The organism is Micromonospora sp. M42, assembly GCF_000568915.1.
Classification (GTDB): domain Bacteria; phylum Actinomycetota; class Actinomycetes; order Mycobacteriales; family Micromonosporaceae; genus Micromonospora; species Micromonospora chalcea.
In genome coordinates this window covers 1,010,080-1,028,469 of sequence record NZ_KK037233.1, presented here as the reverse complement: position 1 = coordinate 1,028,469, position 18,390 = coordinate 1,010,080, and the positions used below count along the sequence as shown (strand labels likewise).

Sequence of the window (18,390 nt, the reverse complement as noted above, 5' to 3'; positions counted from 1 at the left end):
GCCGCGCAGCTCGCCCTCGATGAGCGGGCTCAGGTGCGCCGGTACGCCGTCGACCAGGTTGTACGACGCCATCACCGCGACCGCCGCGCCGGCGGCCAGCGGGGCGCGGAACGCCGGCAGCTCGTATTCGTGCAGCACCCGGGGCGGCAGGTCGCTGGACGTGGTGGCCCGGTCGGTCTCGTTGTTGTAGCCGAGGAAGTGCTTGAGCGTCGGCGCGGTGCGCAGCCGGATCGGGTGGTCGCCGCGCAGCCCCATCGCGTACGCGGTGGCCAGCTTGCCGGTCAGCCACGGGTCCTCGGACCAGCCCTCCTCGTTGCGTCCCCAGCGGGGGTCGCGTAGCGGGTTGACCACCGGCGCCCACACGTTGAGGCCGACCCGGACCGGGTCGGCGCGGTGCTTGACCCGTACCTCGTCGCCGACGGCGGCCCCGACCGCCCGGATCAGGTCCGGGTTCCAGCTCGCGGCCAGGCCGATCGCCTGCGGGAAGACGGTGGCGGTGCCGAGCCACGCGACGCCGTGCAGCGCCTCGGTGCCGGTGCGGAACGCGCGCAGTCCGAGCCGGGGCACCGGCGCCTGCCACTGGTGCAGCAGGCCGAGCTTCTCCGGCAGCGTGAGCCGGGCCAGCAGGTCGTCGAGACGGTGGGGGACGGGGTCGGTCATGGTGGGCGCCTCCGGTCGGCGTACGGGCCGTCGCCCAGCCGTCGAAGCGCTTCGACGACCGTGCCGGTGACGGGGCGGCGCGTACGCGAAAAAGGGTGGTGGTCGGTGTCGGCAGGGTCGGCCCGGAGCGGTGGTGAAGCGCTTCGACAACCGCCGAAAAACACGCCGCTTTCGCAGGTTGCCCGATCCCGGAACGCGGCGCTACCGAGGTTGACACCTTCCGGCCGGTGCGGTCAAGGGGTCACCCGGCGGGCAGGCGTCCCGCCTCCACTGTGGCCAGCGCCGCGGTGGCCCCGCCCAGCGCGCCGGCCGCGGACCCGAGCGTGCTGGCCTCCAGCCGCACGCCGGGCGGGACCGGTGTACGGGCGGCGAGTTCGGCGTGGGCGGCCGGCAGCAGCCACGGCGCGAGCGCCGCCAGGTGCCCGCCGACCACCACCACCTCCGGGTCGAGCAGCCCGGCCAGCACCGACGCCGCCTGGCCGAGCAGCCGGCCGATCTCGGTGAGGCCGGTGCGTACCGGCTCGTCCCCGGCGCGGGCGAGCGCCTGGATCCGTTCGATCTCCGGCAGGTGATCGGTGACCGGGCCGGCGTCCGGCAGCAGCCGGCCGATCACCGCGTCCACGCCGAGCAGCGCGGTCAGGCAGCCGCGCCGCCGCATGCGCAGGGCGGGCCGTCGGCGGCCAGTGGCAGGTGCCCGATGTCGCCGGCGAAGCCCCTGCTGCGCGCAGCAGCCGCCCGCCGCTGATCAGGCCCGCGCCGATCACCGGCCCGCCGGTGAGGTGCACCAGGTCGGCCGTGCCGGCGTACGGGCCGTGCCGCTGCTCGGCCAGGACGGCGAGGTTGGCCTCGCTGTCGACGGTGAGGGGGAAGCCCGGATCACGCAGGGCGCGGCGCAACGCGGCGGCGAGCGGTACGCCGCGCCAGGAGCGCCGGTGCGGCCGGCACGTCGCCGTCGGCGTCGACCAGCCCGGGCACGGCCACGGTGAGGCCGAGCACCTTTTCAAATCGGCGCCGGTTGGCGCGGGTGACGGCGCGGCGGGTCAGCGCCGCGAGCGCCTTCACCGTCTCCTCGGCACCGGCGGTGGCGGCGGGGAACGCGCGCCGCCACGTGAGCACCGGGTCGCCGCCCAGCCCGGCGGCCACCGCGACCAGCTCGTCCGCGCCGACGCGCAGCCCGAGCCCGACGTAGCGGGCGCCGTCGAGGACGAGCATGGTGGCGGGGCGGCCCACCCGGTTCTCGGTCAGCCCGGTCTCGCGCAGCAGCCCGTGTTCGATCAGCTCGGCGACCAGGCTGGAGACGGTGGCCTTGTTCAGCCCGGTGTGCGCGGCGACGTCGGCCCGGGAGCAGGGGGCGTGGCGGCGGACGTGCCGGAGCACCGCGGCCCGGTTCGTCACCCGCACGTCGCCGAGGTCGGCCGTCGGCCGGTCGATGCTGATCACGTACTGCCCGCCTCCTGCGCCCGGCCCTGGGTTCGGCTAAAGCTTAAACTAAATAGGCGCGATCCCGGCCGGGTGGGCCCGGCCGGGGAACCACGGCGCGAACGGCGTCACCGGGACCGGCTCGCCGTCGAGCACCACCCGGCGCGGCGGGTCCGTGCCGACCACGCTGACCTGCCGTACGTCCAGCGGCCCGTCGACGCGTACCCGCAGCGTGTCGCCGTCGCGCACGGCGGTGACCGTGGTGTCGCCGTCGGGGTCGCGTACCACGCTCACGCCGTCCACGCCGCCCCAGGCCACCACCGTGACGTCCCGGAACGGGCCGGTTCCGACGGTCGGCGCGGGCGCCACAGTGGGGATCAGCGCGCCGTGCCGCAAGTACAGCGGCAGCCGGTCCAGCGGCACGCCGACCCGCAGGTGCCGTCCGCCGGTGTGCCGCTGCCCGGTGTACGCGTCCAGCCAGTCGTCGCCGGTCGGCAGGTAGACGGTGCGCTCGCCGGACCTGTCGAGCACCGGCGCCACCAGCAGGTCCGGGCCGAGGCGGTACTGGAGGTCGGCGGTCCAGGCGGCCGGGTCCTCCGGGGTGTCGACGAGCAGCGCGCGCATCATCGGGCTGCCGGTGCGGGCGCTGTCCACTGCCGCCGACCAGAGGTACGGCAGCAGCCGGTAGCGCAGGCGCAGCGCGTCCACCGCGTGCCGTTGCGCCTCGGGCGGGAACTCCCACGGCAGCCGGCTGGTGGTGCCGTGCAGCCGTACCAGTGGTGAGAGCGCGCCGAACTGGGTCCAGCGCACGTACAGGTCCGGTTCGGGGGTGCCGTGGAAGCCGCCGGTGTCGTGGCTCCAGAACGGCACGCCGGACAGCCCGTGGGACAGACCGCCGCGCAGCGTGCTGGCCATGCCGGGCCAGGTGGCGTTGACGTCGCCGCTCCACTGGGCGCTGTGCCGCTGGCCGCCCAGGTACGACGAGCGCGCCCACACGGTGCGGTGCCCGGCCACCTCCTCGGTGACGTCGGCGACCGCGTCGTTGAACAGCAGCGCGTACACGTTGTGCAGCTCGACGCCGGTCATGCCGTTGTGGGCGACAGCGTCGGCGGGCACGCCCTCGGCGAAGTCGGTCTTGAACACGGCGACGCCCTGGGCGAGCAGTGGGCGCAGCAGGTCCTGGAACCAGCGCACCGCGGCCGGGTTGGTGAGGTCCACGATCGCGCAGACCGGGTAGCTGCCGTGCCAGGTGTCGGCGACGTACGTGCTTCCGTCCGGGCGGCGCAGGAAGTAGCCGGCGGCCTCGGCCTCGGCGTAGAGCGGGCTGCCGGTCATCAGGTACGGGTTCATCCACAGGCACACCCGGAAACCCTGCTCGGTGAGGTCCTTGAGCATGCCGTCCGGGTCGGGGAAGGCGTCGGTGTCCCAGCGCAGGTCCGACCAGTGTCCGGCGACCTGCCAGTAGCAGTCCAGGTGCAGCACGTCGCAGGGGATGTCGTCCGCGCGGATGCGCCGGGCCCGTTTCCAGTACGCGCTGCTGGCTGTCCGGGAAGAAGCCGGAGGAGATCCACGCGCCGAACGCCCACCTCGGTTGCAGGTACGGCGGCCGGTCAGCGCGTCGAGCCGGTCGAGCACCTGCGCCGGGGTGGGTCCGGCGAGCACGTAGTAGTCGAGCAGGTCGTCCGGGACGAGGATCTGCACGCTGCTGTGCGTGCTGGCGCACATGTCGAACTGCACCGGCAGCCCGCTGTCGACGAGTACGCCGTAGCCGCGGTCGGACAGGTAGAACGGCACGTTCTTGTGCGACCGGTCGGACTCGCCGCCGAAGGCGTCGAAGTTCCACATCAGTGGCCGCTGGCCGCGCTTGTCCAGTGGGGTGAACTTCTCGCCGAAGCCGACGAACCGCTCGTCGCCCGGCGCGACGAAGCTCTCGTGCCAGGCCACCGGCTCCCCGTCGACTGTGGAGCGGCCCAGCGGCAGCGTGCGGCGGCGGCCGCTGATGTCGCGGGTGCCGGCGTCGGAGGCCAGCAGCAGTCGTCCGTCCGGAGTGTGGAACCGCAGTCCCCACGGGTCCAGGCTCAGATCGGCGACCATGCCACCGGCCGCCACCCGGACCTGCCCGTCGGCGACGGTCACGGTGGCCGGGTGGGGTTGCGGGTGGACCAGTGTCAGCGCCGGTGCGGACCGGCTGCGTACCGAGGGGTCGTCGGCGAGGCGTACCCGGATGATCCCGTCCCCGGCGGCCTCGACGCGCGTGACCAGCGTGCGGCCGGACGCGCAGGTCGCGGTGAGCGTGACCCCGTGCGCGTCGGTCGCGGCGACCTCGGCCCGCAGCACGTCGTCGGCGCCCTCCTCGCCGGGGGCGCGGACCGGCAGGTCGGGCGGGTCGGCCACGAAGGTCTCGTACGGGACCAGCGGCGGGCGGTACGGCATGGGCGTCTCCTCGCGGCGTCCACGGGCGGTCCCGCCAGTTTCTTTGGAAGCCCAACTAACTGTCAATGATCGACGCCATTGACTTTCCTTCTCACCTGTTCCTATTTTGGCCGGGATGACAACTAAAGCGCCGTGGAGCGACGGGCGGCTCTGCTACGGCGGGGACTGGAACCCGGAACAGTGGCCGCCGGAGGTGTGGCGCGAGGACATCGCCCTGATGCGCGCCGCCGGGGTCAACCTGGCCACCGTCGGCGTGTTCGCCTGGTCCCGGCTGGAACCCGAACCCGGCCGCCACACGCTCGACTGGCTCGACCGCGTCCTGGACCTGCTGCACGCGAACGGCATCCGCGCCGCCCTGGCCACCCCCACCGCGTCGCCGCCGCCGTGGTTCTCGCTGCGCCACCCGGACGCGCTGCCGGTCACCGCCGACGGCGTCCGCCTGACCCACGGCAGCCGCGACACCTACTGCGCCGCCGCGCCCGCGTACCGCGACGCCGCCCGCAGCATCGCCGAGGTGCTGGCCGCCCGGTACGCGCACCACCCGGCGCTCGCGCTGTGGCACGTGCACAACGAGTACGGCACCACCTGCCACTGCCCGCACACCGAGGCGGCGTTCCGCCGCTGGCTCACCGGCCGGTACGGCGACCTCGACGCGCTCAACGACGCCTGGGTGACCAGCTTCTGGAGCCAGCACTACTCCGACTGGGCGCAGGTCGGCACGCCCCACGCCACGCAATATCTCGCGAACCCCGGCCAGCTGCTCGACTTCCGCCGCTTCTGGTCCGACACGCTGCTGTCCGCGTACACCGAGCAGCGTGACCTGCTGCGGGCGGCGAACCCTTCGGTGCCGGTCACCACCAACTACGTGCTCGGCGACTGGATGCCGGTGGACCACGCCCGCTGGGCGCGCGAGGTGGACGTGGTCGCGATCGACCACTACCCGTCCGCGGTCGGCGCGGGCGCGCAGGAGCAAACCGCGTTCGCCGCCGACGTGGCCCGCGGCTGGGCCCGCCACGGCGCCGGGCGGCCGGCGCCGTGGCTGCTGGCCGAGAGCGCCCCCAACCAGATCCACACCGCCGGGCGGATGCACACCAAGGAACCCGGCCGGATGACCCGGCACAGCCTCGCCCACGTGGCACGCGGCTCGGCCGGGGTGATGTTCTTCCAGTGGCGCGCCCCGGCCGGCGGCGCGGAACGGTTCCACTCCGCCGTGGTGTCGCACGCCGGGGCGGACACCCGCGTGTTCCGCGAGGCCGCCGACCTGGGCGCCGCGCTGGGCCGGCTCGCCGGGACCGCGCCGGGCCGCGTCGAGGCGGGCGTGGCCATCGCGTACGACGCGGCGAGCGGCTGGGCGCTGCGGCACCCGGGGATGCCCCGCGCCGGACTCGACCACCCTGGCGAGGCGGCTGCCGCGCACCGGGCGCTGTGGCACGCGGGCGTCACCGCCGACGTGGTGCCGCCCGGCGCCCCGCTCGACGGTTGCCGGCTGCTCGTTCTCCCGGCCCTCTACCTGGCCTCGGACGCCACAGTCGACTGGGTACGCCGGCACGTCCACGCCGGCGGGCACCTGCTGGTGACCTGGCTCAGCGGTGTCGCCGACGAGCACGCCCGGGTACGCCTCGGCGGCTACCCGGGCGCGTACCGGGACCTGCTCGGCGTGTGGGTGGAGGAGTTCCACCCGCTCGCCGACGACGAACACGTGCCGCTGACCGGCGGCGGGACCGGCCGGATCTGGTCCGAGACGGTGCACCCGGCCGGCGCGGAGACGATCAGCGCGTACGCCGGGGGAGTGCTTGACGGCCGTCCCGCGATCACCCGGCACCGGATCGGCGACGCGTACGCCTGGTACGTCTCCACCCGCCCCGACGACGACACCTATCGGCGGTTGCTCACCGAGGCAGCAGGGCTCGCCGGTGTGACCCCGACCTGTCCCGGAGCGCCCGAGGGTGTCGAGGCGGTACGCCGCCACGACGGCCTGCTCTACCTGCTCAACCACACCGACCGGCCGCAGCGGGTGCCGGTCACCGGGCTCGACCTGCTGACCGGCGCGACGGCCGACGGCTCGTTGACGGTGCCGCCGGGTGGTGTTGCGGTCGTGCGCGAGGAGCCGTCGTGACGTCGCCCCGGCGGCATGCGTTCGTGACGGACGGCTTGGGTGCGCGTACCCCGGTCAGGGGGTGGCGACGGCGGCGCGGGAGCGGTCCGCGGCGATCCGCACCGCGAGCGCGGCAAGCACCGTGCCCATCACCCACCGCTGCAGGCGCGCCCAGCCCGGCCGCCGGGTGAGGAACGCCGACACCGAACCGGCGCTCAGCACGATCAGCGCGTTCACGGTGAGCGCCACGACGATCTGGGTCAGGCCCAGCAGCAGGCTCTGCACCGCCACGTGCCCGCGCGCCGGGTCGACGAACTGCGGCAGCAGCGACACGTACAGGATGGCGATCTTCGGGTTGAGCAGGTTGGTGACCAGGCCCATCGTGAACAGGCGCCGGGGCCGGTCCGGCGGCAGCGGCGTCGGGGTGAACGCCGACGTGCCGCCCGGGCGCAGCGTGCGCCAGGCCAGCCACAGCAGGTACGCCGCGCCGGCCAGCTTCACCGCCGTGTACAGCGGCGGGACCAGCACGAACACGGTGGCGATGCCGGCCACCGCGGCGGCCAGGTAGACCAGGAACCCGGCTGCCACGCCGAGCAGCGACACCAGTCCGGCCCGCCGCCCCTGGGTCACCGAGCGGGACACCAGGTAGACCATGTTCGGCCCGGGCGTGAGCACCAGACCGAGCGCCACCAGGGCGATCCCCATCACCGCGCCGACTGTAACCATGTCGCCTCCCCGTTGCCGACCGTGAACCGGACCCTACGCCCACCCGCCGACACCCACCGCCCCGCCGCGCCCTCACCCCTGCTCCCACTCCGGCGATCATGAGGTTGACGGCGACAAATCGGTCACCGACGGCCGCCAACTTCATGATCGCCGGAGTCGGGGGTCAGCGCGGGGCGGGGGCGGTGGGGATACTTGTCGCATGTCGATCGTGCTGTCCGCGCCGGCGACCGCGACCGCGCCCGCCCTGCTGCTGCGCCCGTGGCGCGACGGTGACGCCGACGCGCTGATCGAGGCGTACCGGGATCCGGTGCTGCGCGCCTGGACCAGACATCCGGTGACCGGACCGGCGCAGGCGCGGGTGTTCCTGCGCCGCAGCCACCAGGGCTGGGCCGCCGGGCACCGGTTCATGTTCGCGGTGCTGGAGGAGGAGCAGGTGGCGGCCTGCGTGGTGCTCAAGGACGTCCGCCCGGGCCGCCCGGCCGCCGAGGTCGGCTACTGGACGGCCGCGCCGGCACGGGGCCGGGGCGTCGCGCCACGCGCGGTGGAGGCGGTTACCGGATGGGCGTTCGCCCGGTTCGCCGCCACCGGGCTGACCCACCTGGAGCTGCTGCACCAGGTCGACAACCCGGCGTCCTGCCGCGTGGCGGAAAAGAGCGGGTACGCGTTCGCCGAGGTCCTGCCGGCCCGCGCGCCGTTTCCCCGCGACGGCCACCGCCACGTCCGCCACCTGCCCTGACGCCGGGTCCGGCCCGCCGCTGCTCTCATCATGAGCCGAGCAGGCGCAGCAGCACCGCCCAGCTCCCGACCAGGCAGGCCGTCGCCACAACGAGGCCGATGAGCCAGTCGCGCACGCCGGCACCCCCTCACCCCGGGGGCACGCTACGCGGCGGTCCGCGCGGGAACAGCCCGGCCCCGCGCGACGCTGACTCTTGTCGGACGGCGGCGGCTACCGTGGGTACGGGAGGTGACGGCGGTGACGACAGCCTGGGAGGCCGCGGTCGAGGCGCAGATCCGCTCGGCCCAGGAACGCGGCGAGTTCGACAACCTGCCGGGCGCCGGCAAGCCCATCCCGGGGCGTGACACGCCCTACGACGAGGGCTGGTGGATCCGCAGCTTCATGGAGCGCGAGCAGATCCCGTCCGACCTGCTGCTGCCCACGCCGCTGCAGTTGCGCCGCCGCATCGAACAGCTCCCGGCCGAGCTGCGCGACCTGCCCACCGAGGACGCCGTCCGCTCGTACGTGGCGGCGCTCAACACCGAGGTGGTCGCCTGGCTGCGTACCCCGACCGGGCCACGTGTGGTGGTACGCCCGGTGAACGTCGAGGAGGCGGTGCGCGGCTGGCGCGCCGACCGGGAACGCGCCGCGCCGGTCGTCACGACGCCGGAGCCACCCCGTGCCGCGTCGGCCCGCCCGCGCCGCCGTTGGCGCTGGTGGCGCCGCTGAGCGTTCAGGGGCGCGCCGCCTGCCAGGTCCACGAGGTACGCCGTGGCCGGTCGCCGAGCGGCGCGCGGCCGGTCAGCCACAGCAGCACCGGCGCCGGCCTGCCGTCGGGCGCATCCGGGAACAACCGGCTCATCACCCGGGCGCACAGCTCGGCGGGTGGCGACCAGTCCAGGCCGAGCCCTCGGGTCAGGTCGTGTGTGTGCAGCAGGATCTCGGCCACGCCCATCGCGGCGAAGCCGCCCGGATCGCAGGGGCCGAAGTGCCACGCCCGGTCGTCCGGGCTCGCGGCGTCGACAGTGGCGGCCAGGATCCCGGCCGCGGCCGCCACGACGGTGAGCACCTCGGCGGGCGCGGCGTCCGCGTGTACCCGCAGGTCGTACGGGAGGTAGCCGCCCTCGGGCCGGCCGGACACCTGACCGGCGTACGCGATCAGGTCGTGCGCGATGTGCGCGGCCGTGGTCCAGCAGGACCAGTCCAGGTCTCCCGCGCGTACCGTCCAGTCCCGGCCGGCGGCGGGCCGCAGCACGGCGGTCGTCGCCGCGGCGGCGGCGCGGAGGTCCGCGCCGTTCACAATCGCCGTACCCGCAGCACACAGGTGAGCATCGGCAGCGTGAACTCGCCGTCGGCGGTCTCCGGCCGGCTCGCCAGGTACGCGCGGATACGGTCGAGCGTCTCCGTGCGCTCCCGCTCCGGCATGACCAGCATCCCGGCCCTGGTGGCGAGCGTCGCCACGAGCGAGTCGGCGGTCCGGCGCTGCCCGTGCGGGAACTCCGCCTGCTCGGGCGAGCCGAACCGGGCCTCGCCGGTCTTCGGCAGGTGCATGCCGGTCGTGGCGTCGTGCCAGCTCGCGGGCGTATCCCGGGGGCCGATGGCGGCGCTTCCGCTGACCGCCGCGAGCCCGGCGACCCAGTCGACCCGGTCGTCCACGACGTTCCACAGTCCGGCCAGGACACCGCCGGGGGAGAGGACGCGGGCGATCTCCGGCCCGGCCACTGCCATGTCGAACCAGTGCATGGCGTTGCCGGCGACCACGGCGTCGACGGAGGCGTCCGGCAGCGGGATCGCCTCGGCGCTGCCGGACAGCGCCCGTACGCCAGGCAGGGTGCGGCGGAGTTCGGCGAGCATCGCCGGGTCCGGCTCCACGGCCGTGACGTCGTCGCCCACCTCGGCCAGCGTGGCGGTGAGCTTGCCGGTGCCCGCGCCGAGGTCGAGCACCCGCGCGCCGGGCGCGGGTTCGAGCGCCCACCGCAGCGCGGCCCGCGCGTAGTCGGGACGGTGTTCGGCGTACGCGATGGCCGCTGCGCCGAACGACGAGGAGTGCCGGCGTCGTGCGTCTTCGTCCATCGGGTCACCCTATCGACGGGCGCCTTCGGCTGCGGCCCTCGCGGCGCCGTTCGGACAGCCACCAGCGCGAGAACGGGCGCACTACCATCTGCGCATGGACTCCAGCGGGACGTCTGTCGAGGCCATCTTCTTCGGCACCACGACCGTCTGGTTGTCCGACGGGGCGTCCGGCATCCTGATCGACGGCTTCCTGAGCAGGCCCTCGCTGCTCCGTGTCGCGTTCGGTCGCGTCGCACCCGACCTCGGGCGGATCACCGGCGCTCTCGCCCGGGCCGGGGTGACCCGTCTCGACGCGCTCTTCGTCGCCCACTCCCACTACGACCACGTCATGGACGCCCCCGAGATAGTCAAGCATCTCGGGGGCAGGCTCTTCGGTTCCGAGTCGACCCTGAACGTGGGGCGCGGCGCGGGCCTCGCCGAGGAGTCGATGACGCGCATCGCGGACGGCGGCGAGCACACGGTCGGCGCGTTCACCGTGCGTGTGCTCGCCGCCGTCCACAGCCCCGGCAACAGGTTCCGGGGCACGATCGACGAACCGCTCGTCCCACCGGTCAGGGCGAGCAGCTACCGCGACGGCGGGTGCTTCTCCTTCTTCATCACCCATCCCGGCGGCTCGCTGCTGATCCATCCGAGCGCCAACTTCGTACCCGGCAAGTTCGACGGGCTCGACGTCGACGTCCTCTACCTCGCCACAGGCGCTCTGGGTGTTCAGCCGCGGCGGTTCCAGGACGACTACTGGCGGCACGTGGTGGAAGCGACGCGGCCCGGCCTCATCGTGCCGATCCACTGGGACAACTTCTTCGTGTCGCTGGACCGCAGGCTCCGCCCGCTGCCGCCCGTCTTCGACAGGTTCGCCGCGACGAAGGCGTTCCTCGACCGCAGGAGCGAGGAGGCCCGGATCCCCGTACGGTTCCCCGAGCCCTTCGAGGTGACCAGGCCGTTCGCGAGGTAGGGCGTCAGCGGAACCGGTCGACGGTGACGGGAAGCATCCCCTGCTCGCGCATCCGGGTCGTCAGGCCGTGCAGCAGCACACCGACGGCCTCATCGCGGTCGCCGAGAAGGTCGCAGGTCACGTCCAGTCCCCAGGCGGCACCCGCGGCGACGCGGCGCAGATCCCAGCGGAAGGCGTCGCCGCGGACCTGTCGGCGCGCCGATCCCAGGACACGCGTGCCGGGATCCGCCGGGTCGCCGGTGATCGGCATCTGCCACGCCTCGCTGAGTGCCGTGAGATCGTCCGGGCTCAGCTCGCCGGCGAACAGGATCCGGTAGACGCGCGTCTCACGGAACCCCGGCCGGGGTCCGGAGTCGCCCAGCCGCAAAGGGGAGGGCGGCTGAGCCGGAGGGGCGCCGAAGCACTCCCGCAGCGTGTCCTCGTCCGGCAGGTCCGCGCCGCAGAGATCTCGATAGAGCGCCGCCGCCGCGTCGCGGTCGACGGGCGTCACCCGCTCGCGTAACCCGGCGTCCGCACGTAGCCGCCGGCTGGTGGCCGACGCCTCGTGCCAACGCCCCTCGGACCGGATCCAACCACCGCTCACCAGTCCGGCGGAGGAGTAGTCCGGCGCGAGCAGGAACTCCTCGGCCAACAGTCCTTCCGGCGCGCCGGCGGCGTCGTACAGCACGTAGTAGTGCAGTGCGGGAGGTGAGCCGGCCATCTGGCGCGCGGGGGATGTCGTCGTCACCCGTGGATTGTCGAGCAGGCCGCGAGCCGACGGTGTTCGGCTCGCCGAACACTTTCGGTGCCGCGACAATTATCGGATTACCGGTAACAGTAATCGACCTATCTGGCCGGTCAAATAGGACGAATCGGCGCTACACCATAATGACAGTTATGTGCGGGCGAGTTCAGAGGGCCGCTGTCGGCGTACGATCACGCCACCGCAGCCGATCCCAGGGAGCAGGCGATGGTGTTCGACGCGACGCTGACCCGGATCAACGACGGCGTACAGATGCACCACCAGCACGGCCGACGGGAGGACGCCCGCGACCTGTTCGCCCGGATCTGGGACGAGATCGGCGGGGAACAGGGCGACCCCCTGCACGTCTGCGTCCTCGCCCACGCGATGGCCGACGTGCAGGACGACGTACGCCAGGAACTGGCCTGGGACCGGCGGGCGCTCGCGGCGGCCGACCTGCTCACCGACGAGCGGGTCGCGCAGGCCGGGGTGCCGATGTCGGTCGCCGGGCTGCACCCGTCGCTGCATCTGAACCTGGCGGAGTGCCACCGCAAGCTCGGTGAGTTCGACCAGGCCCGGGACCACCTCCGGCGGGCCCGGGAGGGGATCGGCGCGCTCGGCGACGACGGCTACGGAAAGCTGATAAGGGCTGGGCTCGATCGGCTGTCGCAGGAACTGGCCGCAGGATAGACCGCAGACGACTGGCTAGCCGCTGGTGCGCGCTGACGGGGTGACGGCGGCGACGACCAGGTCGACGATCCCATCGGCGTAGTCGTCGGTCAGCGGGCCGTTGCGCAGCAGCCAGCGGTGGTACAGCGGGCCGAACAGCAGCTCCACCACCAGGTCCAGGGCAGCGTCGGGGCGTACCTGGCCGGCCTCGCGGGCGGCCTCCAGCCGGGCGCGGACCGCGTTCAACTGGGGACGGAGCAGCCGGTCGCGCGCCTGGGCGGCCAGTTCCTCATCGGCGAGCGTCTCAATGGTGATGGCACGCGTGGTGGCGGACAGCCGGGGATCGGCGAACTCGGCGACTGTGGCCCGGAGAACCGCACGCAGATCAGCCCGCAGGTCGCCGGTGTCGGGCAGCGCGATCACCTCCGGCATGTCGTCGGCGAGCGCGTCCAGGATGACCGCGCCCTTGCCGCGCCACCAGCGGTAGATGGTCTGCTTGCCGACCCCGGCGCGGGCGGCGATCGCCTCGACGGTCAGGGCCGAATAGCCGGTCTCGGTCAGCAGCTCCAGGGCGGCGGCGAGGATCGCGCGGCGGGACTGCTCGTTGCGGCGGGTGGGCTGCGGAGTCACAGCGGCAGCCTACCGCGAGACGAGACGTATCGTCTTGACGGAGGTGGTCGTGCCATGCTCTGCTGGGCAAGCGAGACGGGACGTCTCGTCTCAGCAGAGATCAGGAGATCACTTGCCGCACATCGCCATGGTCAGCATCCCGTTCCACGGGCACGTCAACCCGAGCCTGGAGATCATCCGTACCCTGGTGCGGCGCGGCCACCGGGTCACGTACGCCAACGACCCCGCCTTCACCGAGGTCGTCCGCGCCACCGGCGCCGAGCTGAAGCCGTACGCCTCGACGCTGCCCGCTGACGGCGGCGCCGGCATCGACGACCCGATCGCGCAGCTCACGCTCTTCCTCGACGACGCGATCGCCATGCTGCCGCAGCTGCGGGCCGCCTATGCCGGCGACCGGCCGGACCTGTTCCTCTACGACATCGCCGGCGCGCCGGCCCGGCTGCTCGGCGAACAGTGGGGGATCCCGGCCGTCCAGCTGTCCTCGACGTTCGTGGCCTGGGACGGCTACGAACAGGAGATGGCACCCGCCGTGGAGGCGATGCGGGCCGATCCGCGCGGCGCCGACTACTACCGGCGGTTCACCGCATGGCTGACCGCCGAGGGTTCCTCGGTCACCGACAGCATGGCGTTCCAGGGGCGGCCGCCCCGCAGCCTCGTCCTGCCGCCGGAGGCGCTCCAGCCGAACGCCGACCGCGTGGACCGGTCGGTCTACAGCTTCGTCGGCCCGGTGCTGGGCGACCGCGCCGAGCAGGGTTCCTGGGTACGACCGGAGCACGCCGGGAAGGTGCTGCTCGTCTCGCTCGGCTCCGCCTTCACCCGGCAGCCCGAGTTCTACCGCCGCTGCGTCGCCGCGTTCGGCGACCTGCCCGGCTGGCACACCGTCCTGCAGATCGGCGAGCACGTCGACCGGGCCGAACTAGGTCCCGTCCCGGACAGCGTCGAGGTCCACCGGTGGGTGCCGCAGCTGGCCGTACTGGAGCAGGCGGATGCCTTCGTCACCCACGCCGGCATGGGCGGCAGCAGCGAAGGTCTCTACTGCGGGACGCCGATGATCGCCGTACCGCAGGCGGCCGACCAGTTCGCGAACGCCGAGCAGCTGGCCGCGCTCGGCGTCGCCCGGGTCGTCGACTCGGGCGACGTCACCGCCGCGGAGCTGCGCGAGACGTTGCTCGCCCTCACGTCGGACCCGGCCGTGGTGGCCCGCAGCGCCGAGCTGAAGCGGCAGGCCCGCGCCGCCGGTGGTGCCGACCGGGCCGCCGACCTGATCGAGGCCGAACTCGCCGTCGCGCTCGGCGGGTAGAGCCGTGGTCGCGGCGGCACCCGGGCCGCCGCGACCAGGGCGCGGTCAGTCCTCCGCCAGCACCGTGAAAGTGAATGCGGTGCTCGTCGGACGCTTCAGCGGGATGTCGCACTTGACCCGGCGCAGCACCTCGGACCGGGTGAGGCCGAACCGGTGGGCGATGAGCCGGTCCGGGCGCACCGGCACCGGGTCGTCGAACGTGACGTTCACCTGCACCGGCCACCCGTCGAGCGGTACGACCGGCGCGTCCAGGCGCCACGCTCCGGTCCAGTCGAGGGTGAAGTGGCAGCGCCGGGCGAACGCCGGGTCGAGCAGTGTGGCCGCCACCAGGTCGGGATCGTTGAGTTGATGGCCGTGCAGATCGGTGGGATCGAACGAACTGACCGCCGCCCGCTCACGGACGGTGAGCTTGCTGGTCCGGCCGCAGGACACGCAGTGCACCAGCAGCCAGACGTCCAGCAGCTTGCCGTTGGCGTTGACGCGGAACCGGCCCCGGGCGGCGGTGGCCGTCTCCGCCCGGCAGATGACGCAGCGCAGCGACAGCAGCGGAAGGCGGGTCCGGCGTACGACCCAGGGCAGCACGATATGAGGTTGGGATGACATGGAGACCTGATCTCTGAAGACCTGACGCGAGGCCGATTACGCGCGGCCTCGGACGCTGTGGCCGGGCGCGCGAGGGCAGCCCGGGGAGCCGTCGCGCAGGCGACGGCTACAGGCGTGGGGAACGTGTCAGGGTCAGAGAGCAGGAGGGGTCACGCGGAATCGTCCTTCTTCGCTGCGACAGGAGTGCGGGAAACGTACGGGACGTCCGGAACCGCTCTCAACCCGTTTTCCGGCACCGCTGCGTCACGCATCACTTCACTGACTAAAAGTTTGCAGTCCCTGCAAGATCGCTCGTAGGGTCGTGGCGTGACCACGGATCAGAGCCGCCCCGGCCTGCGCGACCGCAAGAAGCGGCAGACCCGCGCCGCCCTCAGCGCCGCCGCGCTGCGCCTGGTCGCCGAGCGCGGCCTGGACCAGGTGACGGTGGAGGAGATCAGCGAGGCCGCCGACGTGTCGGCCCGCACCTTCTTCAACTACTTCCCCAGCAAGGACGAGGCGCTGCTCGGCGACCAGCCGACCGACCGCGAAGTGCTGGCCGCCCGCATCGTCGCCGCGCCGCCGGAGGTGTCCGCGTTCGACGCGCTGCGGCTGGCCTTCGACGACGTCGTCGAAGCCGTCGAGGCCGACCGCGAGGTGTGGCTGCTGCGGCTGCGGGTGATCGCGGCAAACCCGTCGCTTCTTCCGCGTCTGATCAGCGGCAACGCCGAGACCGAGCAGGTGATCGTCGCGGCGGTGGCCGCCCGGCTGGGCCTCGACCCGTGCCACGGCCACCCGACGCTCGTCACCACTGTCGCCGGCGCGATTCTGCGCACCGCCCTGATGCAGTGGGTCGAGCGACCCGACACGACGACGCTGCGCGAGCTGACCGCCGAGGCGTTCGCCGCCGTCGCCGCCGGCCTGCCCGATCCGTCCTGACCCCTCCCATCCGTACCGGCCGCGGCCGCCCGCCCGCGCACACGACAAGGAGTTCGATGACCACCGCCACTGTTCCACCCGCCGAGACGGGTACGCGGATGTCACGCCGGGAGGTTCTCCAGGCGTTGTCCGGCCTGATGGTCGGCATGTTCGTGGCGATCCTCGCCTCGACGGTGGTGGCGAACGCGCTGCCCCGGATCATCGCCGACCTCAACGGCAGCCAGACCGTCTACACCTGGATCGTCACCAGCGAGCTGCTGGCGATGACCGCGACGGTGCCGCTGTGGGGCAAGATGGCCGACCTCTACAGCAAGAAGCTGCTGATCCAGTCGTCCCTCGGCCTGTTCGTGGTCGGCTCGCTGGTCGCCGGATTCACCCCGAACGTCGAGGTGCTGCTGCTCAGCCGGGTCATCCAGGGCATCGGCGCGGGCGGCATGACGGCGCTCGCCACGATCGTCATGGCGGCCATGATCCCGCCGCGTGAGCTGGGCCGGTACGCCGGCATCTTCGGCGCGGTCTTCGGTGTCGGCACCATCGCCGGCCCGCTGATCGGCGGCGTCCTGGTCGACACGTCCTGGCTCGGCTGGCGCTGGTGCTTCCTGATCGGTGTGCCGTTCAGCCTGCTGTCCATCGCGCTGCTGCAGAAGACGCTGCACCTGCCGGTGGTCCGCCGCAGGGTCCGCATCGACTGGCTCGGCGCGCTGCTGATCACCTCCGGTGTGTCCACGCTGCTGATCTGGTCGTCGCTGGCCGGGAACAAGTTCGACTGGGCGTCCGGCTGGACCGCGCTGCTGGTCGGCGGCGGGCTGGCGCTGCTCGCGCTCGCCGTGTTCGTGGAGGCCCGGACGGAGGAACCGATCATCCCGCTCGGCATCTTCCGCAACCGCACCGTCAGCCTCACCACAGTGGCGAGCATCCTGGTGGGCGTGGCGATGTTCGGCGGCACGGTGTTCCTGTCGCAGTACTTCCAGACCTCGCTCGGCAAGTCGCCGACGGTGGCCGGCCTGATGAGCCTGCCGATGGTCCTCGGCCTGCTGGTCTCCTCGACCGTGGCGGGTCAGCTGATCACCAAGTACGGCCGGTGGAAGATGTTCCTGGTCGCCGGCGCCGCGGTGATGACCGTCGGCATGCTGCTGCTGAGCACCATCGACGCGAACACGAGCGTGCCGATGCTCTCGGTGTACATGGCGGTGCTGGGCGTCGGCGTCGGCATGCTGCTGCAGAACCTGGTGCTGGCCGCGCAGAACGATGTGCCGGCCGCCGAGCTGGGCGCGGCGACCTCGGTGCTGACGTTCTTCCGCAGCATGGGCGGCGCGGTCGGGGTCAGCGCGCTCGGCGCGGTCCTGGCCAACCGGGTCACGTCGCTGACCACGGAGAAGCTCGGGCCGCTGGCCACCGGCGGCGGATCGGCCGAGGTGCCGGATCTGTCGGCCCTGCCGGAGCCGGTGCTGCGGATCGTGCAGGAGGTCTACGGCACCGCGACGTCGGAGATGTTCCTCATCGGCGCGCCGTTCGCGCTGCTCGCCCTGGTCGTCGTGCTGTTCATCAAGGAGAAGCCTCTGAACACGCTCAGCGGTGACGAGCGCCGGGTCCGTGAGGAGGCGGCGGCCGCCGGGATGCACTGATCCCGCACGGTCGAGCGTGGGGCCGCCCCCGGGAGTCACCGGGGGCGGCCCCTTGTGCGATTGCGGTCAGCGTTCCGTACGGTCGTTGATCTCGGTGCCGGACTCGCCGGGCATGGCACCGATCGACTCTTCGGCGGCCCGGCCGCCGGTGCTCTCGTCGCCCTGCTTCAGCGAACTGCGGGGCAGCCCGGCCAGGTGAGCCGGGTCCTCGATCGGCTGGGGCGGCCACTGGTCCTGCGTGCCGTCGGTCACCCCGGCGCGGCGCAGCGCCTCGACCAGTTGGTCCGGCGACAGGCGGTCGACCTCCTGTATCCCGGCCCCGCGCGCAATCGCCTGCAGTGTCTTCAGGTCTTCGCTCACGAATGTCTCGGCCATGCCCGAGCCTTCCCGGCGCTCAAGACAAGGAAACCGGCGGGCCTGCCACCGCCGGGTCGATCATGAAGTTGTACCGGACAAACCGGGCGCCGAACACCGTCAACCTCATGATCGACGCGAAATGGGAGGTTCGGTCAGCGGCGGGCGGGTTTGCGGTCGGGGCGCGGGCGGTCCCGGTCCGGGTCGATCCCCACCTGGACGGCGAACGCCGGGTCCACGGCGAGCAGGGGGCGGGGGCCGAACAGCGCCATTCCGGTGAGCAGCGTGTCGGTGTCGCGGCCCTGCCAGACCGGGCGGCGCTCGGGGTCGAGGTCGGCGTGCTCGCGGCGCAGCCGCCGCAGCAGGCGCCGGGCGGCGGACCCGGTCTCCGGCACCTCGGTCAACCACCAGCCGCCGAGCGCGGTGGCCAGGCAGCAGAGCAGCAGCCCGGCGACCGAGGCGGGACCACCGGCGGAGCGCCCCTCGACGGCGCTGTCCAC

20 protein-coding genes are annotated in these 18,390 nt (G+C 73.1%); 8 read left to right on the top strand and 12 right to left on the bottom strand.

The window, feature by feature from the left end; all coding sequences use genetic code 11:
* From MCBG_RS04410 to MCBG_RS04400, 4 genes are all read right to left on the bottom strand, one after another.
* Positions 1-660 (bottom strand): glycoside hydrolase family 3 N-terminal domain-containing protein (locus MCBG_RS04410; protein ID WP_043324084.1); only part of this gene is annotated, 660 nt, incomplete at its 3' end.
* 241 nt (positions 661-901) lie between these two features.
* Entirely contained in the window at positions 902-1,318 is a 417-nt protein-coding gene (locus tag MCBG_RS33665; protein ID WP_223201065.1) for an ROK family protein, read from the bottom strand.
* Positions 1,319-1,536: 218 nt separating this feature from the next.
* Positions 1,537-2,100 (bottom strand): ROK family transcriptional regulator, encoded by a 564-nt coding sequence (locus tag MCBG_RS33660; RefSeq protein ID WP_223201064.1) that lies wholly within the window; start codon positions 2,098-2,100, stop codon positions 1,537-1,539.
* A gap of 48 nt (positions 2,101-2,148) precedes the next feature.
* Complete coding sequence (locus tag MCBG_RS04400; protein WP_223201063.1) at positions 2,149-4,512, bottom strand: TIM-barrel domain-containing protein; 2,364 nt, start codon at positions 4,510-4,512, stop codon at positions 2,149-2,151.
* Between the two features lie 115 nt (positions 4,513-4,627).
* Between MCBG_RS04400 and MCBG_RS04395 the strand changes: the two genes are divergently transcribed.
* The gene (locus MCBG_RS04395; protein WP_043324082.1) at positions 4,628-6,628 is read left to right on the top strand and encodes a beta-galactosidase; all 2,001 of its coding nucleotides are present in this window, start codon (positions 4,628-4,630) and stop codon (positions 6,626-6,628) included.
* 54 nt (positions 6,629-6,682) lie between these two features.
* Here MCBG_RS04395 and MCBG_RS04390 read toward each other — a convergent pair whose 3' ends face one another.
* Positions 6,683-7,333: a LysE family translocator gene (locus MCBG_RS04390; protein WP_043324080.1), complete on the bottom strand. Its 651-nt coding sequence runs from the start codon at positions 7,331-7,333 to the stop codon at positions 6,683-6,685.
* A 199-nt stretch (positions 7,334-7,532) separates the two neighbouring features.
* On the opposite strand from MCBG_RS04390, the gene MCBG_RS04385 reads away from it, so the two are divergent.
* A complete protein-coding gene (locus MCBG_RS04385) occupies positions 7,533-8,069 on the top strand; it encodes a GNAT family N-acetyltransferase (protein WP_043324078.1) in 537 nt (178 codons plus the stop codon).
* 237 nt (positions 8,070-8,306) lie between these two features.
* Positions 8,307-8,777 carry a DnaJ family domain-containing protein gene (locus MCBG_RS04380; protein WP_043330135.1) on the top strand — a complete coding sequence of 157 codons (471 nt, stop codon included), beginning with the start codon at positions 8,307-8,309 and terminating at the stop codon, positions 8,775-8,777.
* 4 nt (positions 8,778-8,781) lie between these two features.
* Here the strand turns inward: MCBG_RS04380 and MCBG_RS04375 are convergent, their stop codons facing one another.
* Complete coding sequence (locus MCBG_RS04375) at positions 8,782-9,348, bottom strand: maleylpyruvate isomerase N-terminal domain-containing protein (RefSeq protein ID WP_043324076.1); 567 nt, start codon at positions 9,346-9,348, stop codon at positions 8,782-8,784.
* Positions 9,345-10,121: a class I SAM-dependent methyltransferase gene (locus MCBG_RS04370; RefSeq protein ID WP_043324074.1), complete on the bottom strand. Its 777-nt coding sequence runs from the start codon at positions 10,119-10,121 to the stop codon at positions 9,345-9,347. Before MCBG_RS04370 ends, MCBG_RS04375 begins: the two co-directional genes overlap by 4 nt.
* Positions 10,122-10,215: 94 nt before the next feature.
* Here MCBG_RS04370 and MCBG_RS04365 point away from each other — a divergent pair, with 94 nt between their 5' ends.
* Positions 10,216-11,073 carry an MBL fold metallo-hydrolase gene (locus MCBG_RS04365; protein WP_043324073.1) on the top strand — a complete coding sequence of 286 codons (858 nt, stop codon included), beginning with the start codon at positions 10,216-10,218 and terminating at the stop codon, positions 11,071-11,073.
* Positions 11,074-11,077: 4 nt separating this feature from the next.
* Here the strand turns inward: MCBG_RS04365 and MCBG_RS04360 are convergent, their stop codons facing one another.
* On the bottom strand, positions 11,078-11,800 hold the full coding sequence (locus MCBG_RS04360; protein ID WP_223201062.1) for a hypothetical protein: 723 nt from the start codon (positions 11,798-11,800) through the stop codon (positions 11,078-11,080).
* Between the two features lie 222 nt (positions 11,801-12,022).
* Here MCBG_RS04360 and MCBG_RS04355 point away from each other — a divergent pair, with 222 nt between their 5' ends.
* Positions 12,023-12,484, top strand: a complete 462-nt coding sequence (locus MCBG_RS04355; protein ID WP_043324070.1) for a tetratricopeptide repeat protein — start codon at positions 12,023-12,025, stop codon at positions 12,482-12,484.
* 15 nt (positions 12,485-12,499) lie between these two features.
* Here the strand turns inward: MCBG_RS04355 and MCBG_RS04350 are convergent, their stop codons facing one another.
* Entirely contained in the window at positions 12,500-13,093 is a 594-nt protein-coding gene (locus MCBG_RS04350; RefSeq protein WP_043324068.1) for a TetR/AcrR family transcriptional regulator, read from the bottom strand.
* Between the two features lie 127 nt (positions 13,094-13,220).
* Between MCBG_RS04350 and MCBG_RS04345 the strand changes: the two genes are divergently transcribed.
* The gene (locus tag MCBG_RS04345; RefSeq protein WP_369799354.1) at positions 13,221-14,393 is read left to right on the top strand and encodes a macrolide family glycosyltransferase; all 1,173 of its coding nucleotides are present in this window, start codon (positions 13,221-13,223) and stop codon (positions 14,391-14,393) included.
* Positions 14,394-14,438: 45 nt separating this feature from the next.
* On the opposite strand, the gene MCBG_RS04340 is transcribed toward MCBG_RS04345, so the two are convergent.
* Positions 14,439-14,975 carry a DUF1062 domain-containing protein gene (locus MCBG_RS04340; RefSeq protein WP_223201061.1) on the bottom strand — a complete coding sequence of 179 codons (537 nt, stop codon included), beginning with the start codon at positions 14,973-14,975 and terminating at the stop codon, positions 14,439-14,441.
* A 327-nt stretch (positions 14,976-15,302) separates the two neighbouring features.
* Here MCBG_RS04340 and MCBG_RS04335 point away from each other — a divergent pair, with 327 nt between their 5' ends.
* Entirely contained in the window at positions 15,303-15,911 is a 609-nt protein-coding gene (locus MCBG_RS04335; RefSeq protein ID WP_043324063.1) for an acyl-CoA-like ligand-binding transcription factor, read from the top strand.
* A 56-nt stretch (positions 15,912-15,967) separates the two neighbouring features.
* Positions 15,968-17,536: an MDR family MFS transporter gene (locus tag MCBG_RS04330; RefSeq protein WP_043324061.1), complete on the top strand. Its 1,569-nt coding sequence runs from the start codon at positions 15,968-15,970 to the stop codon at positions 17,534-17,536.
* A gap of 66 nt (positions 17,537-17,602) precedes the next feature.
* On the opposite strand, the gene MCBG_RS04325 is transcribed toward MCBG_RS04330, so the two are convergent.
* Positions 17,603-17,911 (bottom strand): hypothetical protein, encoded by a 309-nt coding sequence (locus tag MCBG_RS04325; RefSeq protein WP_013286318.1) that lies wholly within the window; start codon positions 17,909-17,911, stop codon positions 17,603-17,605.
* Positions 17,912-18,045: 134 nt separating this feature from the next.
* Positions 18,046-18,390, bottom strand: a 345-nt coding sequence (locus tag MCBG_RS04320) for a TIGR04222 domain-containing membrane protein (RefSeq protein WP_043324059.1), incomplete at its 5' end; no start/stop codon positions are given.

What these genes read in the sequence shown, in the direction of transcription:
- MCBG_RS33665 (WP_223201065.1), bottom strand. Translation starts at nt 1,318, where the DNA reads ATGCGGCGGCGCGGCTGCCTGACCGCGCTGCTCGGCGTGGACGCGGTG.
- MCBG_RS04400 (WP_223201063.1), bottom strand. Translation starts at nt 4,512, where the DNA reads ATGCCGTACCGCCCGCCGCTGGTCCCGTACGAGACCTTCGTGGCCGAC.
- MCBG_RS04395 (WP_043324082.1), top strand. Translation starts at nt 4,628, where the DNA reads ATGACAACTAAAGCGCCGTGGAGCGACGGGCGGCTCTGCTACGGCGGG.
- MCBG_RS04390 (WP_043324080.1), bottom strand. Translation starts at nt 7,333, where the DNA reads ATGGTTACAGTCGGCGCGGTGATGGGGATCGCCCTGGTGGCGCTCGGT.
- MCBG_RS04385 (WP_043324078.1), top strand. Translation starts at nt 7,533, where the DNA reads ATGTCGATCGTGCTGTCCGCGCCGGCGACCGCGACCGCGCCCGCCCTG.
- MCBG_RS04370 (WP_043324074.1), bottom strand. Translation starts at nt 10,121, where the DNA reads ATGGACGAAGACGCACGACGCCGGCACTCCTCGTCGTTCGGCGCAGCG.
- MCBG_RS04365 (WP_043324073.1), top strand. Translation starts at nt 10,216, where the DNA reads ATGGACTCCAGCGGGACGTCTGTCGAGGCCATCTTCTTCGGCACCACG.
- MCBG_RS04355 (WP_043324070.1), top strand. Translation starts at nt 12,023, where the DNA reads ATGGTGTTCGACGCGACGCTGACCCGGATCAACGACGGCGTACAGATG.
- MCBG_RS04345 (WP_369799354.1), top strand. Translation starts at nt 13,221, where the DNA reads ATGGTCAGCATCCCGTTCCACGGGCACGTCAACCCGAGCCTGGAGATC.
- MCBG_RS04330 (WP_043324061.1), top strand. Translation starts at nt 15,968, where the DNA reads ATGACCACCGCCACTGTTCCACCCGCCGAGACGGGTACGCGGATGTCA.
- MCBG_RS04325 (WP_013286318.1), bottom strand. Translation starts at nt 17,911, where the DNA reads ATGGCCGAGACATTCGTGAGCGAAGACCTGAAGACACTGCAGGCGATT.